General features: G+C 72.0%; 16 protein-coding genes. 15 read left to right on the top strand and 1 reads right to left on the bottom strand.

Annotation, left to right across the window (positions count from 1 at the left end; translation table 11 throughout):
* Nucleotides 1-10: 10 nt before the first annotated feature.
* Nucleotides 11-241, bottom strand: coding sequence for a BolA family protein (locus tag CSC68_RS02060; protein WP_162201839.1), 231 nt, complete (start codon nt 239-241; stop codon nt 11-13).
* A gap of 63 nt (nt 242-304) precedes the next feature.
* Between CSC68_RS02060 and CSC68_RS02055 the strand changes: the two genes are divergently transcribed.
* The 15 genes from CSC68_RS02055 (at nt 305) to CSC68_RS01985 (ending at nt 15,544) form a co-directional block, all read left to right on the top strand.
* Complete coding sequence (locus CSC68_RS02055) at nt 305-1,300, top strand: KpsF/GutQ family sugar-phosphate isomerase (protein ID WP_162201838.1); 996 nt, start codon at nt 305-307, stop codon at nt 1,298-1,300.
* A gap of 25 nt (nt 1,301-1,325) precedes the next feature.
* Complete coding sequence (locus tag CSC68_RS02050; RefSeq protein WP_425501188.1) at nt 1,326-1,892, top strand: KdsC family phosphatase; 567 nt, start codon at nt 1,326-1,328, stop codon at nt 1,890-1,892.
* A complete protein-coding gene (gene lptC, locus CSC68_RS02045) occupies nt 1,889-2,446 on the top strand; it encodes an LPS export ABC transporter periplasmic protein LptC (protein WP_162201836.1) in 558 nt (185 codons plus the stop codon). The genes CSC68_RS02050 and lptC overlap by 4 nt, the downstream gene beginning before the upstream one ends.
* Nucleotides 2,447-2,474: 28 nt before the next feature.
* Entirely contained in the window at nt 2,475-2,957 is a 483-nt protein-coding gene (gene lptA, locus CSC68_RS02040) for a lipopolysaccharide transport periplasmic protein LptA (protein ID WP_162201835.1), read from the top strand.
* The gene (lptB, locus tag CSC68_RS02035) at nt 2,957-3,679 is read left to right on the top strand and encodes an LPS export ABC transporter ATP-binding protein (RefSeq protein ID WP_162201834.1); all 723 of its coding nucleotides are present in this window, start codon (nt 2,957-2,959) and stop codon (nt 3,677-3,679) included. The genes lptA and lptB overlap by 1 nt, the downstream gene beginning before the upstream one ends.
* Nucleotides 3,680-3,721: 42 nt before the next feature.
* Nucleotides 3,722-5,149, top strand: a complete 1,428-nt coding sequence (locus CSC68_RS02030) for an RNA polymerase factor sigma-54 (RefSeq protein ID WP_162201833.1) — start codon at nt 3,722-3,724, stop codon at nt 5,147-5,149.
* Nucleotides 5,150-5,207: 58 nt separating this feature from the next.
* Nucleotides 5,208-5,525: a ribosome hibernation-promoting factor, HPF/YfiA family gene (hpf, locus tag CSC68_RS02025; RefSeq protein WP_162201832.1), complete on the top strand. Its 318-nt coding sequence runs from the start codon at nt 5,208-5,210 to the stop codon at nt 5,523-5,525.
* Nucleotides 5,526-5,619: 94 nt separating this feature from the next.
* The gene (gene hprK, locus CSC68_RS02020) at nt 5,620-6,570 is read left to right on the top strand and encodes an HPr(Ser) kinase/phosphatase (RefSeq protein WP_162201831.1); all 951 of its coding nucleotides are present in this window, start codon (nt 5,620-5,622) and stop codon (nt 6,568-6,570) included.
* Nucleotides 6,570-7,442: an RNase adapter RapZ gene (gene rapZ, locus CSC68_RS02015; RefSeq protein ID WP_162201830.1), complete on the top strand. Its 873-nt coding sequence runs from the start codon at nt 6,570-6,572 to the stop codon at nt 7,440-7,442. The genes hprK and rapZ overlap by 1 nt, the downstream gene beginning before the upstream one ends.
* 89 nt (nt 7,443-7,531) lie before the next feature.
* On the top strand, nt 7,532-7,924 hold the full coding sequence (locus CSC68_RS02010) for a PTS sugar transporter subunit IIA (protein WP_162201829.1): 393 nt from the start codon (nt 7,532-7,534) through the stop codon (nt 7,922-7,924).
* Nucleotides 7,917-8,186 carry an HPr family phosphocarrier protein gene (locus CSC68_RS02005; RefSeq protein WP_162201828.1) on the top strand — a complete coding sequence of 90 codons (270 nt, stop codon included), beginning with the start codon at nt 7,917-7,919 and terminating at the stop codon, nt 8,184-8,186. Before CSC68_RS02010 ends, CSC68_RS02005 begins: the two co-directional genes overlap by 8 nt.
* A 62-nt stretch (nt 8,187-8,248) precedes the next feature.
* Complete coding sequence (gene ptsP, locus CSC68_RS02000) at nt 8,249-9,958, top strand: phosphoenolpyruvate--protein phosphotransferase (protein ID WP_162201827.1); 1,710 nt, start codon at nt 8,249-8,251, stop codon at nt 9,956-9,958.
* 103 nt (nt 9,959-10,061) lie between these two features.
* Entirely contained in the window at nt 10,062-11,423 is a 1,362-nt protein-coding gene (mgtE, locus tag CSC68_RS01995; protein ID WP_162201826.1) for a magnesium transporter, read from the top strand.
* A gap of 100 nt (nt 11,424-11,523) precedes the next feature.
* Nucleotides 11,524-12,390: a DNA ligase gene (locus CSC68_RS01990; protein ID WP_162201825.1), complete on the top strand. Its 867-nt coding sequence runs from the start codon at nt 11,524-11,526 to the stop codon at nt 12,388-12,390.
* Between the two features lie 442 nt (nt 12,391-12,832).
* On the top strand, nt 12,833-15,544 hold the full coding sequence (locus CSC68_RS01985) for a S8 family serine peptidase (protein ID WP_162201824.1): 2,712 nt from the start codon (nt 12,833-12,835) through the stop codon (nt 15,542-15,544).
* Nucleotides 15,545-15,555 lie beyond the last annotated feature (11 nt).

Genomic DNA, 15,555 nt, shown 5'->3' with positions numbered 1-15,555 from the left:
CCACGGCGCCTCAGGCGGCTTCGTCCGGCGTCACGGTCCGGAGGGCCAGGGCATGGATCGCCCCGCCCATCAGGTCGCCCAGCGTCGCGTAGACCATGCGGTGACGGGCCAGCGGCAGCTTGCCACGGAAGGCCTCGCAGACCACGGTCGCCTCGAAATGCACGCCATCGTCGCCCTGCACGTGGGCTTTGGCCCCGGGCAGGCCCTGTTCGATCAGGCGGGCAATGGTGTCGGCGTCCATGGAGCGCTTGGCCTAGAATGAAGCACCCTAGTCTAGCGAATCCGGGCCGTTCCCGGGCCGAACATGAGTGCAGCCGCCGAGCCAACCACCGAACCCGCGCAGCTGGCCGCTGCCGGCCGCCGGGTCTTCCAGGTCGAAGCCCAGGCCCTGGAGGCGGTAGGCCAGCGCATCGGCGAGGCCTTCTCCCGTGCCTGCACCCTGATCCTCGGCTCGAACGGCCGCCTGGTGTGCACCGGCATGGGCAAGTCCGGGCACGTGGCGCGCAAGATCGCCGCCACCCTGGCCTCCACCGGCACCCCCGCGTTCTTCGTCCACCCCGGCGAGGCCGGGCACGGCGACCTGGGCATGATCACCGACACGGACATCGTCCTGGCCCTGTCCTATTCGGGCGAGTCGGACGAGATCCTGATGCTGCTGCCGGCCCTGCGCCGCCAGGGGAACAAGGTCATCGCCATGACCGGCCGCGCGCAGTCCACCCTGGCGCGCGAGGCCGACATCCACCTGGACGTAGGCGTGCCGGCCGAGGCCTGCCCGCTGCACCTGGCCCCTACCTCCTCCACCACCGCCTCGCTGGCGATGGGCGACGCGCTGGCGGTGGCCCTGCTGGAGGCCCGTGGCTTCACCGCCGACGACTTCGCCCGCTCGCACCCGGCCGGCAGCCTGGGCCGCCGCCTGCTGCTGCACGTGACCGACGTGATGCACGCCGGCGAAGAGCTGCCCTGCGTCGGCGAGGACGCCAGCGTCGCCGAGGCGCTGGTGGAGATGAGCCGCAAGCGCCTGGGCATGACCGCGGTCGCCGCGGCCGACGGCACCCTCGCCGGCATCTTCACCGACGGCGACCTGCGCCGCGCCCTGGACCGCGGCATCGACGTGCGCCAGGCGCGCATCGCCGAGGTCATGACCCGCGACCCGCGCACCATCGACGCCACCCAGATGGCCACCGAGGCGGCGCACCTGATGGAGCGCCACCGCATCAACGGACTGATCGTGATCGACGCCGGACGGCGCCCGGTGGGCGCCCTGAATGTTCACGACCTGTTGCGAGCGCGCGTGGTTTAACCGCCCCATGTCCCCGGAACCGAACGTGGCCTACGACCCGCTGTCCATCGTCGCCCCTGAAATCGCCGAGCGCGCGCGCCAGGTCCGGCTGGTGTGCCTGGACGTGGACGGCACCCTGACCGACGGCCGCCTGTACTTCGACAGCGCCGGCAACGAGATGAAGTCCTTCAGCGTGGTCGATGGCCAGGGGCTGGTACAGCTGCGCCGCTTCGGCTTCCACGTCGCGCTGATCACCGCCCGCCCCAGCCTGGTCGCGCAGAAGCGTGGCGCGGACCTGGGGCTCGAGACCCACATCGGCGTGCTCGACAAGCTGGCCTGCATGGACGAACTGATCGCCCGGCACGGCCTGACCCGCGAGCAGGCCTGTTTCGTCGGCGACGACCTGCCGGACATCGACTGCCTGCGCGTCGTGGGCCTGTCGGTGGCCCCGGCCACCGCGCATCCCTGGATCGCCGAACTGGTGCACTGGCGCACCCGCGGCCGCGCCGGCGAGGGCGCGGTGCGCGAGGTCTGCGACGTGCTGCTGGCCGCGCACGGCCACGTGCCGGCGATCCTCGCCGGGCACGGCTCCCGCGGCGGGCGGCGCGCATGAGCTGGCGCACGCTGCTGGGGATCGCCTTGCTGGTCGCCGCGGTGGCTACCGGATGGTCGGCATGGAAGATGCGCAGCCAGGATGCCCCGGCTTCCGCCTCCGGTGACCGTTCCGACTACGTGCTGCGCGATTTCGAGCTGGTCGTGCTGGGCAAGGACGGCGTCGAGTCGGTGCGGGTGCAGTCGCCCGAACTCAGGCGCCGCGAGGACGAGAGCATGGACGTGGAGCAGCCGGTGTTCCTCGCCCCCGCCGAGCCGGGCCCCTGGCGCCTGACCTCCGACCGCGGCTGGATCAGCGCCGACGGGGAACTGCTGCGCCTGGACGGCAATGTCGCCGGCGACGCCGACCCGGCCAGTCCCACGCCCGGCACCTTCCGCACCGACAGCCTCGAATTCCTGCCTTCGCAGGACCTGGCGCGCACCGACCGCGAGGTGCGACTGACCCGCCCGGGGCTGGTACAGACCGGCACTGGCATGGAAGCCAACCTCAAGACCCGCCAGTACCGACTCCTCTCCCAGGTCAGGACTCGCTATGAACCTTCCGCGCGCCCTTAATTCCCGGACCGCCGCAGTCCTCGCCGCCATGGCGTTGGCTGCATGCGCGTCCTTCACCGCCCTGGGCAAGAGCTCGGACCGCAACCAGCCGATGACGCTGGATTCGGACAACTCCGACTGCAACCAGGCCACCGCGAACTCCCACTGCATCTTCTCCGGCAACGTGGAGATCGTGCAGGGGACCCTGCGCATCACCGCCGCGCGCGCCGAGATCGTGCAGCGCGGCGGCGACATCGAGCAGGTCGTCCTGACTGGCAAGCAGGCCACCATGCGCCAGGAAATGGACGACGGCAGCACCATGAACGCGCGCGCCGACCGCATCGTCTACGAGCCGAAGAAGGAGCTGCTGACCCTGACCGGCAACTACCAGGTCGAGTCCCCGCGCGGCAGCAACAGCGGCCAGCGCATGGTCTACAACATGGCCAGCGGCCAGATGCAGAGCGGCGGCGACGGCACCCGCGTGCGCACCGTCCTGCAGCCGCGCGCCCAGCAGAACAAGGAAGGCAACTGATGCTCGTCGCCGAAGGCCTGCGCAAGAAATACAAGCAGCGCGAGGTGGTGCGCGAGTTCGGCCTCACCCTCGACGCCGGCGAGGTGGTCGGCCTGCTTGGCCCCAACGGCGCCGGCAAGACCACCTGCTTCTACATGATCGTCGGGCTGGTCGCCGCCGACGCCGGGCGCATCGTGCTCGACGGCCGCGACATCACCGGCGACCCGATGTACAACCGCGCCCGCCTGGGCGTGGGCTACCTGCCGCAGGAACCGTCGGTGTTCCGCAAGCTCACCGTGGCCGACAACATCCGCCTGGTGCTGGAGCTGCGCGAGGACCTGGAGGACGAGGACGCGCGGGAGGCCGAGCTGTCCTCGCTGCTGGACGAGCTGCAGATCGGCCACGTCGCCGACCAGCTCGGCGCCAGCCTCTCCGGCGGCGAGCGCCGCCGCTGCGAGATCGCCCGCGCCCTGGCCGCCAGGCCGCGGCTGATGCTGCTGGACGAACCCTTCGCCGGCGTGGACCCGATCTCGGTCGGCGAGATCCAGCGCATCGTCACCCACCTCAAGAACCGCGGCATCGGCGTGCTCATCACCGACCACAACGTGCGCGAGACCTTGGGAATCTGCGACCGTGCGTATATCCTCGCCGAAGGACGCGTACTGGCGCAGGGGGCGCCGGACGCACTGCTGGCCAACCCGGACGTACGCCGGGTGTACCTCGGGGAGACCTTCCGCCTCTGACTCCCGCAGGCCGGCAGCCCAGGCTTCCTTTCTGGCAGGGACATGAAGGCACGGCTGCAGACATCGCTGGGACAGAGCCTGGTCATGACGCCGCAGCTGCGCCAGGCCATCCGCCTGTTGCAGATGTCGACGGTGGAACTGCAGGCCGAGGTGGCCGAGGCGATCGAGACCAACCCGTTGTTGGAGTGGGCCGACGAGGCCCGGCTCCAGGAACCGGAGGGCGGCAGCGGCGACGGCACCGGCGACGCCGCGCCCGCCGGTGCCGCAGAGGACTCGCCACCCGAAGGCGAGGACTGGGCGCCCGAAGAGGCCGCGTGGCCGTCCGGCGGCGGCTCCGGTTACGACGAGGACGGCGAAGGCGCGGCCGAACGCATGGCCGACGTCGAGACCCTGGCCGACCACCTGCTGTGGCAGCTGCACCTGTCGCCGCTTTCCGCGCGCGACCGCCGCATCGGCGCCATGCTGATCGACGCCCTCGACGAGGACGGCTACCTGCGCGAACCGCTGTCGGCCATCGCCGATGCGCTGCTGCCGGAAACCCGCGCCAGCGAGGAGGAGATCCTCACCGTGCTGCGCCAGGTCCAGCGCTTCGACCCGGCCGGCGTCGGCGCGCGCGACCTCGGCGAATGCCTGCGCCTGCAGCTGGAAGTCCTGCCCGAATGCACGCCGGGCCGCGCCCTCGCCCGGCGCATCGTCGCAGGGCCGATGGAGCGCCTGCCGAAGATCGGGACGCAGGGGCTGGCCCACGAACTGCGCGCCCCGCCGGAGGACGTGGAGGAGGCCGTGCAGCTGGTGCGCTCGCTGGACCCGCGCCCGGGCAAGCAGCTGGCCGAACTGGAGCACGACAGCTACGTGGTGCCGGACTGCGTGATCTGGCGCCAGCGCGGCGTCTGGAAGGCGGCGCTGTCGCAGCACGCGCAGCCGAAGGTCTCGATCCACCGGGGCTACGAGCAGCTGATCCGCCGCGTCGGCGACAGCGACGCCGGCTACCTGCGCGGCCAGCTGCAGGAGGCGCGCTGGCTGCTGAAGAGCCTGGAGGCGCGCGGCGAGACCCTGCTGAAGGTCGTGCGCTGCCTGCTGCGCCAGCAGGCGGGGTTCCTGGAGTTTGGCGAGCAGGCACTGCGTCCGCTGACCCTGCGCGAGGTCGCCGCCGAACTGGGCCTGCACGAGTCCACCGTGTCGCGCGCCATTGCCCGCAAGTACGTGCGCACCCCGCGCGGCACCCTGCCGCTGAAGGCGTTCTTCGCCTCCGGCATCGACACCGACGGCGGCGGCGAGGCTTCCAGCACCGCGATCCAGGCCATGATCCGCCGCCTGATCGACGACGAGAACCCGCGCAAACCGCTTTCTGACGCCAAGCTGGCTGACCTGCTCAAGCAGGGGGGCGTGCCGGTGGCGCGCCGCACGGTGGCGAAGTATCGTGAGCTCATGAACATTCCGGCGTCGCACGAGCGGGTCCGCATCGCCTAGGCGCACGGCCTGCATCGCGCGGTGCCGCCCACAGCGGCAACCACAAAGGAGGTTCACGATGCGCATCGAAACGTACGGCCAGCAGCTGGAGATCACCCCGGCCCTGCGCGATTACGTGGAGGAGAAGCTGCGTCGGCTCGATCGGCATTTCGACCAGCCGATCTCCGCCCGCGTGCAGCTCGGCCTGCGCAAGCCCTCCCATCGCGCGGCCGCGGACCTCTCCGTCCCGGGCCGTACCCTGCATGCGGAGGCCGAGGCCGAGACCATGTACGCAGCCATCGACCTGCTGGCGGACAAGCTCGACCGCCAGATCCTCAAGCACAAGGAAAAGAACCAGGACTACCAGGCGCCCCGCGTCCTTCCGGACGTCGGCTGACCTGGCCTCGCGCCCGGCCGGCCCGCCCCGGCCGGGACGCGCGCGCCGGTTTCGGCGACAATCAGGCGACCCCAGCCAACAGGATCCGGGCCGCATGAGGAATGCCAGCATCACCGCACTCGAACTGTTCGAGCAGCAGCAGGACAAGCTGTCCCTGCGCTGGCTGGCCGGCCAAAAGGGCGGATCCCGCGAGATCGATTCCGGCGACACCAATGCCCGCCGCCCCTCTCTCGCCGGTTACCTCAACGCCGTCTATCCCAACAAGGTCCAGATCCTGGGCAGCGAGGAGCTGACCTGGCTGGACTCGCTGGACTCGCGCCAGCGCTGGGAAACCATCGAGAAGATCATCCAGGCCCGCCCGCTGGCGCTGGTCATCAGCAAGAACCAGTCCTGCCCCGAAGACCTGCGCGCGGCCGCCGAGGAGACCGACACCCCGCTGTGGATCTCGCCGCGCCGCGGCCACGAGCTGCTCAACCACCTCTCCTACCACCTGGCCCGCACCCTGGCCCCGCGCGTCACCCTGCACGGGGTGTTCATGGAGATCTACTCGATCGGCGTTCTGATCACCGGCGAGGCGGGTTCGGGCAAGAGCGAGCTGGCGCTGGAACTGCTCAGCCGCGGCCACCGCCTGGTCGCCGACGACGCCCCGGAGTTCACCCAGATCGCCCCGGACGTGCTCGACGGCACCTGTCCGGAACTGCTGCAGGACCTGCTGGAAGTGCGTGGCCTGGGCGTGCTCAACGTACGCGAGATGTTCGGCGACACCGCGGTGAAGAAGAACAAGTACCTGCGCCTGATCGTGCACCTCACCCGGCCGATGACCGAGCCGACCCCGCACGGCTACGAGCGCCTGACCGGCGATTCCGGCACCCGCCACGTGCTCGACCTGGACGTGCCGCTGATCACCCTGCCGGTCATGCCGGGCCGCAACCTGGCGGTGCTGACCGAGGCGGCGACGCGCCTGCACATCCTGCGCACCAAGGGCATCGATCCGGCGGCGATGTTCATCGCCCGCCACAGCAGCCTGCTGGAGCGCCGCGGCTGATGAGTACCAACCGCCCCACCCTGGTGATCGTCAGCGGCCTGTCCGGCTCGGGCAAGTCGGTCGCGCTGAAGACCTTCGAGGACCTGGACTACTACTGCGTCGACAACCTGCCGCTGGAGCTGCTGCCGGCCTTCGTCGCCTCGCTGGTGCGCGAGGATGGGTTGCCGGAGCGCATGGCGGTCGGCATCGACGTGCGCAACCGCAAGGACGACCTCGCCCGGCTGCCGGAATGGCGCGCGGCGGCCGAGTCGCTGGGCGTGGACGCGCGCCTGCTGTTCTTCGAGGCCGAGGACCACATCCTGCTGCGGCGCTACGCCGATACCCGCCGCCGCCACCCGCTGAGCCGGCTGGGCCTGTCCCTGCCGGAGGCCATCGCCCGCGAGCGCGAGATCATCGCCCCGCTGCGGCGCGAGGCCGACGCGGTGATCGACACCAGCAACCTCAACGTCCACCAGCTGCGCCGCCAGGTCATCACCGGCTTCGCCCTGGAGCACAGCCCGGGCCTGTCCCTGCTGTTCGAGTCCTTCGCCTACAAGCGGGGCGTGCCGGAGGAGGCCGACTTCGTGTTCGACGCCCGGGTCCTGCCCAATCCGCACTGGGAGCCGGACCTGCGCCCGCTCACCGGCCGCGACCAGCGGGTGCGCGACTACCTGGACGCCCAGCCCGACGTGGACGCCTATGCCCGCCAGGTGGCCGACTTCCTCGACACCTGGCTGCCAAGGCTGCGCAGCGACACCCGCGCCTATGTCACCGTGGCCTTCGGCTGCACCGGGGGCAAGCACCGTTCGGTCTACCTGGCCGAGCGCATGGCCGCCCATGCCCGTGCCCAGGGCTGGAGCGAGGTGGCCACCTACCACCGCGAGCAGGACTGAGCCGCCGGCCGCCGCGCCATGGCGCCGTCCGTCGCGATTCCGCGTTCCGGAGCGCGACGGCGGTCGGGGCGCTCTGTTAACTTCCCGCCATGGCATGTGGCATTCTCCTGATCACCCATCCCGGCGTCGGTAGCGCCATCCTGGCGGTGGCGACCACCCTGCTGCGCAACCTGCCGCTGAAGGCGGAGGCCTTCGAGGTCCCGTTCGACGCCGATCCCGAACAGCTCCTGCCGGCCGCCTCGGCGGCGCTGCGGCGGGTGGACGGAGGCGACGGTGTGCTGGTGCTGACCGACCTGTACGGCGCGTCCCCGAGCAACCTGGCCGCACGCCTGGCCCGGCTCGGCACGCCGGTCCGGCGGGTATCCGCGCTCAGCCTGCCCATGCTGCTGCGGGTGATGAACTATCCGGAACAGGGACTGGACCAACTGCCCGCCACCGCCGCGGCGGGCACCCGCAACGGAGCGATCCTCGACGATGCTTGAACGTGAACTCACCGTGTCCAACCGCCTGGGCCTGCACGCCCGGGCCACCGCCAAGCTGGTGCAGGCGCTGGCGCCCTTCCGCTGCGCCGTCACCCTGCAGGCGAAAGGGCGCGAGGTGAACGCCAAGAGCATCATGGGCGTGATGCTGCTGGCCGCCGGCCAGGGCACCCCGGTTACCGTGCGCACCGACGGCGTGGACGAAGCGGAGGCGATGGAGGCCGTGGTCAACCTGTTCGAGAGCCGGTTCGACGAGGACGCCTGAGCCATGCGCCGGCCGGGCCGCCACCGCGTGCAGCGTCGGACCCTGCATCCGGGGCTGCGCGGATGAGGCTGGCGTTCTCCGGCCATGGCGCCTCCCGTGGCCTGGCCCTGGGCCGGGCGCGGGTCCGCCGGCCGCATGCGCTGGAGATCGCCGAGCAGCGGGTCCCCGCCGCCCGCGTGAAGGAAGAGGCCGCGCGCCTGCACGAGGCGCTGGAGGCCACCCGCGCCGAGATGCGGGCCCTGCGCGAGAAACTGCAGGGCGCGCTGTCGAAGGAAGCGATCGAGTTCATCGACCTGCACGCCCTGCTGCTGGACGACCCGGAGCTGGTGCAGGCGCTCGACGCCCTGATCCACCAGGAACGCTATTCGGCCGGCTACGCCCTGCGCGTGCAGCGCGACCGCCTTGCCGCCGTGTTCCAGTCCATGGACGACGCCTACCTGCGGGCGCGCCTGGACGACCTGGACCACATCATCGGCCGGGTCAACGCCCACCTGCACCGGCATGACCCGCTGCCGCGCGGCACCGCCGGCGAAGTGCTGGTCTGCGACAACGTCGCCCCGTCCGAGCTGGCGCAGCTGCAGGCCCAGGGCGTGGTGGCGATCGTCTCCGCCGCCGGCAGCCCGCTGTCGCATACGGCGATCCTCGCCCGCAGCCTGCACATGCCGCTGGTGGTGGGCGCGGCCGAGGTGCTGACGCGGATCAACGACGGCGACGTGGTCATGGTCGACGGCGAAAGCGGCCAGCTGGTGCTGGACCCGGACGCCACCGACCTGCGCCGCTACCGCGAGCTGGAACAACGCGACCAGCGCGAGCGCCGCGACCTGGAACGGCTGCGCAGCAAGCCCACCCGTACCCGCGACGGGGTGGACATCGCGCTGTACGCCAACGCCGAATCGCGCGAGGACGTGGCCCGCGCCCACGCCGTGGGCGCGGCCGGCGTGGGCCTGTACCGCACCGAGTTCCTGTTCCTGCAGGACCGCGACACCCCCGACGAGGAGGAGCAGTTCCTCGCCTACCGCGACGCGGTGCTGGCGATGGGCGGCCGCCCGGTCACGTTCCGCACCCTGGACCTGGGCGCGGACAAGGCCGACCGCGCCGGCCTGGCCCTGGCCAACGAGGACAACCCGGCGCTGGGCGTGCGCGGCGTGCGCCTGTCGCTGCTGTACGACGTGGTGTTCGACACCCAGCTGCGGGCGATCGTCCGCGCCTCGGCCTACGGTCCGGTGCGGGTGCTGGTGCCGATGGTCTCCTGCCGCGAGGAAGTGCTGATCGTGCGCCGCCGCCTGCGCCGCGCGGTGGCCGCGGTGCGCCGCCGCGGCGTCGCCGTGCAGGTGCCGCCACTGGGGGCGATGATCGAGGTGCCGGCGGCGGCGATCGGCGTGCACGGCCTGGCCGACGCGGTGGACTTCCTCTCCGTGGGCACCAACGACCTGGTGCAGTACCTGCTGGCGGTGGACCGCAACAACGACGCCCTCGGCGACCTGTATTCGCCGCTGCATCCGGGCGTGCTGCGCCTGATCGCCCACGTGCTGCGCGCCGGCAACGAGCATGGCGTGCCGGTGGCCGTCTGCGGCGAGATGGCCGGCGACCCGCGCCTGGCACCGCTGCGGCTGGCGCTGGGCCTGCGCGAGTTCAGCCTGCATCCGGCAGGCCTGCTGGAACTGCGCCGCGCGATCCGGGACTGCGACCTGGCCCGGCTCCAGGCGCGCGCCCCGCACCTGCTGCAGGCGCGCGACCGGCGCGGCATCGAGCGCTGGCTCGAGGCGTCCTGACGCCCTATCCAAACGCGGCGGCCGCGGGGGATAATGCCGGCCATGAACGCCTGACCTGCCGCGCACCTCCCGTTGCGGCACCGCCCCCAACCCGGAGACGCGCATGGCAGAAGCCGTCCGCCACGACAAGACCGCGCGCCAGCTTCGCCTGCTGTCCGATGCGCTGGACAGCGGCCGGCTCGGCCCGGTGCGACGGCTGGTCAACACCCTCTCCCCCGCCGAGATCGGCAACCTGCTCGAGTCGCTGCCCCCGGGCAAGCGCGAGGTGGTGTGGGGCCTGGTCGACCCGGAGGACGACGGCGAGGTGCTGCTGCACGTCGGCGACGAGGTGCGCGAGAGCCTGATCGCCGACATGGACCCGGACGAGCTGGTCGCGGCGGTCGAGGACCTGGACATCGACGACCTGGCCGACCTGGTCGAGGACCTGCCGGACACGGTCATCGACGAGGTCCTCAAGTCGATGGACCGCGAGAACCGGGAGCGCCTGGAGCAGGTGCTGTCCTACCCGGAAGACACCGCCGGCCGCCTGATGAACCCGGACGTGGTCACCGTGCGCGCCGACGTCAACGTCGACGTGGTGTTGCGCTACCTGCGCCTGCGCGGCGAACTGCCCGACCACACCGACCACCTGTACGTGGTCAGCCGCCGCCACCAGTACCTGGGCCGGGTATCGCTGGCGGCACTGGTGACCCACGAGGACTCCACCCCGATCAACCGCCTGATCGACGACGAGCAGCCGGCGATCGACGTGGGCGAGAGCGCGCAGGAAGTGGCGCGCCGCTTTTCCGACCACGACTGGGTGTCGGCGCCGGTGGTCGACGAAAACAACATCCTGCTCGGCCGCATCACCATCGACGACGTGGTCGACATCATCCGCGAGCAGGCCGAGCACCAGGCGCTGGGCGCCGCCGGCCTGGACGAGGACGAGGACCTGTTCTCGCCGGTCAAGCGCGCCGTGCGCGGCCGCGTGGTGTGGCTGGGCATCAACCTGTTCACCGCGTTCATGGCCGCCGGCGTGATCGGCCAGTTCGAGGCCACGCTGGAGAAGATCGTGGCGCTGGCGGTGCTGATGCCGATCGTGGCCGGCATCGGCGGCAACGCCGCGGTGCAGGTGCTGACCCTGATGGTGCGCGGCCTGGCGCTCGGCCAGGTGGGCTCGAGCAACGCCGGCATCCTGATGTGGAAGGAAATCCGCGTCGCCCTGATCAACGGCGTGCTGATCGGCGGCATCGTCGGCCTCATCGCCCTGCTCTGGTTCCACGATCCGGTGCTGTCGCTGGTGATCGCGCTGGCGCTGGTGATCAACTTCTGCGCGGCGGCCGCCGCAGGCGTGCTGCTGCCGCTGCTGCTGCGGCGGATGAACATCGATCCGGCCGTGGCCGGCACGGTGGTGGTCACCGCCGTCACCGACGTGATGGGCTTCTTCTGCTTCCTGGGCCTGGCCACGGCCATCCTGCTGCACTGACGGCACCGCAGCGATTTCCTACAGGCCGGGCCGGCATCGGCCGATTCCGCGTGCCGGCGCGTCGCGGGAAGCTGCGGCTCCCGCCGCCGCCGTCCTGCCGATGCGTCGCCTGCTGTCCTGCCTCGTCGCCCTGCTCTGCCTGCTGGCTCCAACAGCGCTGCCGTCCCCGGCGTCCGCGCCGGCACCGATGCTGGCCTCCACCTGGCGCGGAGGCCTGCCGGTCGAAGCCTTCCTGGTCAGCGAGAAGCTGGACGGGGTACGCGCGCGTTGGGACGGTCGCCGGCTGTTGACCCGCGGCGGCGCCCCGATCGTGCCGCCGGAAGGCTTCACCCGTGGCTGGCCGGCCGAACCGATGGACGGGGAGCTGTGGTCCGGACGCGGCCGCTTCGACGAGGTAAGCGCCCTGGTACGCCGCACCGGTGGCGATCCACGCGACTGGGGCCACGTGCGCTTCATGCTGTTCGACCTGCCCGCCCATCCAGGGCCGTTCGCGCAGCGCGTGCAGCGCATGCGCGAGCTGGTGGCCGGCACCCGCAGTCCGAGCCTGGTCCTGGTGGACCAGCGCCGCTTCACGTCGACCGCGGCGCTGGACGCCGAGCTGTCACGGGTGGTCGCGGCCGGCGGCGAAGGCCTGATGCTGCACCGGGCCGACGCGTTCTACCGGCCCGGCCGCAGCGACGTGCTGTTCAAGTACAAGCCGCACGAGGACGCCGAAGCGCAGGTGGTCGCGCACCTGCCCGGCAAGGGCCGGCACCAGGGGCGCATGGGCGCCCTGCTGGTCCGGACCCCGGATGGGCGCAGCTTCCGCCTCGGCGGTGGCTTCACGGATGCCCAGCGGGAGGATCCGCCGCCGATCGGCAGCTGGGTGACCTACCGCTACAGCGGGCTGACCGGCAACGGCCTGCCCCGTTTTCCGCGCTTCCTGCGCATCCGCCACGAGCTACCGCCTCCGGACCCGCAGCGCTGAGCGGCCCCCTGCGGACACCAGAGCGTTGACCGCGAGGCCCTTGCTCCGTGGTACGCCGCCGGCGTGGGTAGCGGGCTCGCTCCCGGGACACGTACCGGCGCATGGAAGCGCCTCGCCGGGCCCTGGCCGCTCCTCCTCGCGCCCGGCGCACGCAGCCGCCGCGCACGGCCCCGCCATCGCGGCGCGATGACCCCACGCTCCATCCGCTGAGCCGACATGTGGTCCCGGCGCCGTCGTGTGCCGGCGAGCCCACTTCACACGACCGTCAGGTATCTGAATGCGGATTTGAGCAATCCGTCCTCCAGTTACTTCCCCTCCCGCCGATCCCAGCAACCGACAGCCCACGCGCCGCGCGCAGCAGGGCTGGACGCCCCCGCACCACCCCGGTCCGCGATACCCGCGCGCCGGGACAGGGCACCGGATCGGAAAGCGAGAGGAAGTGATGAAGACGTTGCGCCGCGCCCCGCTCACCATGGCCCTGGCCATGGCCCTGACCGCCTGCGGCGGAGGAGGCGGCACGAAGTCCAACTCCCCGGTCGCCCCGGCCCAGCCTCCGCAGCCGCCCCCGTCCCAGCCGGATCCGCCACCGACCGGCGGCACCTGCGAAGACCCGCGCGCGACCAATACCGGCGGCCCCAAGCCCTGCGCCTATCGGTACACCGGCGTCGGGGACAACCTGCTGGTCACGACCAATGCCGCCAGCGCGCACGAGGCCGGCTTCACCGGCAAGGGCGTCAAGGTCGGCGTGCTCGACGGCCAGCACCAGGGCGCGTACGCACCGCTCGACGGACGCGTGGCCTGGTACCGCGACTACACCGGCAAGAGCGACTACGACAACTACGGCCACGGCGCGGTCGTCGCGACCGCGCTGGCCGGCCGCGCGGTCGGCAGCTTCGGCGGTGGTGTCGCGCCCGGGGCCGACATCTACTGGGGCGTCAACTGCTACAACAACTGGTGCACCGCGCGCGCCGCGGAGGACGCCATCGCCGACATGACCGCCGCCGGCGTGCGGCTGTTCAACTGGTCCATCGGCGGCGACTTCGACAATGAGGACTACCTGCGCCAGCAGGCCGAGGGCTACGCCCGCTCGCTGCACGGGGTGGTGGACGTCGACGGCCTGCTGGTGGCCGCCGCCGGCAACGACTCCAAGCCCGACCCATCCACCATCACGCTGATGCCGCGCTTCAAGGCGGACTGGAACGGGCACCTGCTCGCGGTCGCGGCCGTGACCGTCGACGGCAAGGGCGCGGTCACCGGCCTGGAGAGCTACAGCAACGCCTGCGGACGCGCCGCCCAGTGGTGCCTCGCGGCGCCCGGCCTGGTGGCCATCCCCGCGGTGAAGGGCACGCAGTTCCAGGGCCTGGCGTCTGGCACCTCGCTGGCCGCCCCCGCCGTCACCGGCGCCGCGGCACTGGTGTGGCAGGCCTTCCCCTGGATGAGCGCGGCCAACGTGCAGCAGACCATCCTGACCACGGCCTCCGACCTCGGCGCCCCGGGCGTCGACGCCGTCTACGGCTGGGGCCTGCTGGACGTGGAGAAGGCCGTGCACGGGCCCGGCGCGTTCGTGGGCAGTTTCACCGCCGACGTGCCGCACGGCAGCTACGTGTTCGGCAACGACATCCATGGCACGGGCGGCCTGGTCAAGACCGGCGCGGGCACCCTGACCCTGGCCGGAAGGAACACCTACACCGGCCTGACCCACGTACAGCGCGGCTACCTGTTCCTGGCCAACGGCACCGGCGGCAGCGTCCGCGTCGCCAGCGGCGCGACCTTCCAGGGGGCCGGCAGGATCGGCGGCGACTTCAGGGCCGATGCGGGCGCGACCACCGCGATCGCCGTGGGCAAGCCACTGCAGGTACAGGGCCATGCCACGTTCGGCGGCGCCCTCGCCCTGCTCGCCCCCGCGTCCGCCTACCAGGTCGGCGAGGTCGAGCGCCTGGTCGACTACGGCTCGCGCACCGGCACGTTCTCCAGCGTGGGCTATGGCAGCGGCTTCTTCTACACGGCCGAGCTGGATTACGGCGCCAATGCCCTGGACGCGAAGCTGACCCGCACCAGCGCGGCCGCCACCGCCACCGCGCGCGGCGCGGCCGCCACGGTGGTCGAGGGCGCCGCCATCGCCGACAGCCTGCTCGACTACGCGGCGCAGGCATCACGCGGCACGGGCAACGACAGCCTGGTCGAACTGGCCGGGCAGCTGGCCAGCGTGCCGACCGTGGCCCGGGCGGAAGCCTCGCTGGCCAGCCTGGCCGCCGAGGTGCACGGCACCGCACGCGCCGTCGCCGTGCAGCAGGCCGTCGCCGCCGACCAGCTGCTGGCCGACCGGGTGGCCACGCTGCACCCCGCCAACGCCGGCGCCTGGGTCAGCGCGACCGCCCAGGACGGCGCCTTCGAGCGCCGCGGCTACGCCGACGCCGACTGGCGCAGCACCGGCCTGACCGTGGGCGTGGACCATGACTTCGGCACGCTGGTCGCCGGCGCCGCGCTGGGCACCGGCCGCAGCCGCGCCGACCTGGATGCCGTCGGCGGCGACTTCGACGCCGACACCCTGGGCCTGAACCTCTATGCCCGCCTTCCCGCCGGCCCTGGTTATGTCTCGGCCACGTTCGGCTATGGCCGGGCCACCGTGGACACCCGGCGCACGCTGCTGGTCGGCGACCAGGCCCTGGGCGTGTCGGCGCGCCACAGGGACACCACCTGGAGCACCCGCGTGGAAGCCGGGCGCAACCTGGCCGAAGGCGTGACGCCTTTCGCCGCCGCCGGCTGGATCGCCCAGAGGCAGGGCGCGTTCGCGGAAAGCGGCGCCCAGGGCCTGGGCCTGGCCGCGGGCGCGGACACCGCCAGCATCCGCTACGGCGAACTGGGCCTGCGCCTGTCCCTGCTCCGCGACAACCTGGCGTTCCGCGGACTGGTGGCCGGGCGCTGGCTGTCCGGCGACACCCGCGCCGGATTCGGCGGCTGGTTCTCCGGCGCGCCGGAGGCGAAGGTGTCGGTGTCCGGCCAGCGCGTGCCCGGGCACGCCGCACGGGCGGCGGTGGGCCTGGATTACGCGCGGTCGCCGCGCGCGCACTGGAGTGTGGACGTGGGCGCCGAACAGGGTGCGGGCGATTCCAGCAACGCCTACATCACCGCCGGTTACCGCTACGCGTTCTGAGCCCGGCAGCA

The sequence above is a fragment of the Pseudoxanthomonas suwonensis genome (assembly GCF_010093235.1).
GTDB classification, from domain to species: Bacteria; Pseudomonadota; Gammaproteobacteria; order Xanthomonadales; family Xanthomonadaceae; genus Pseudoxanthomonas; species Pseudoxanthomonas suwonensis.
Note: the sequence above shows the minus strand (reverse complement) of the source record. Positions and strands in the feature narration are given on the sequence as shown.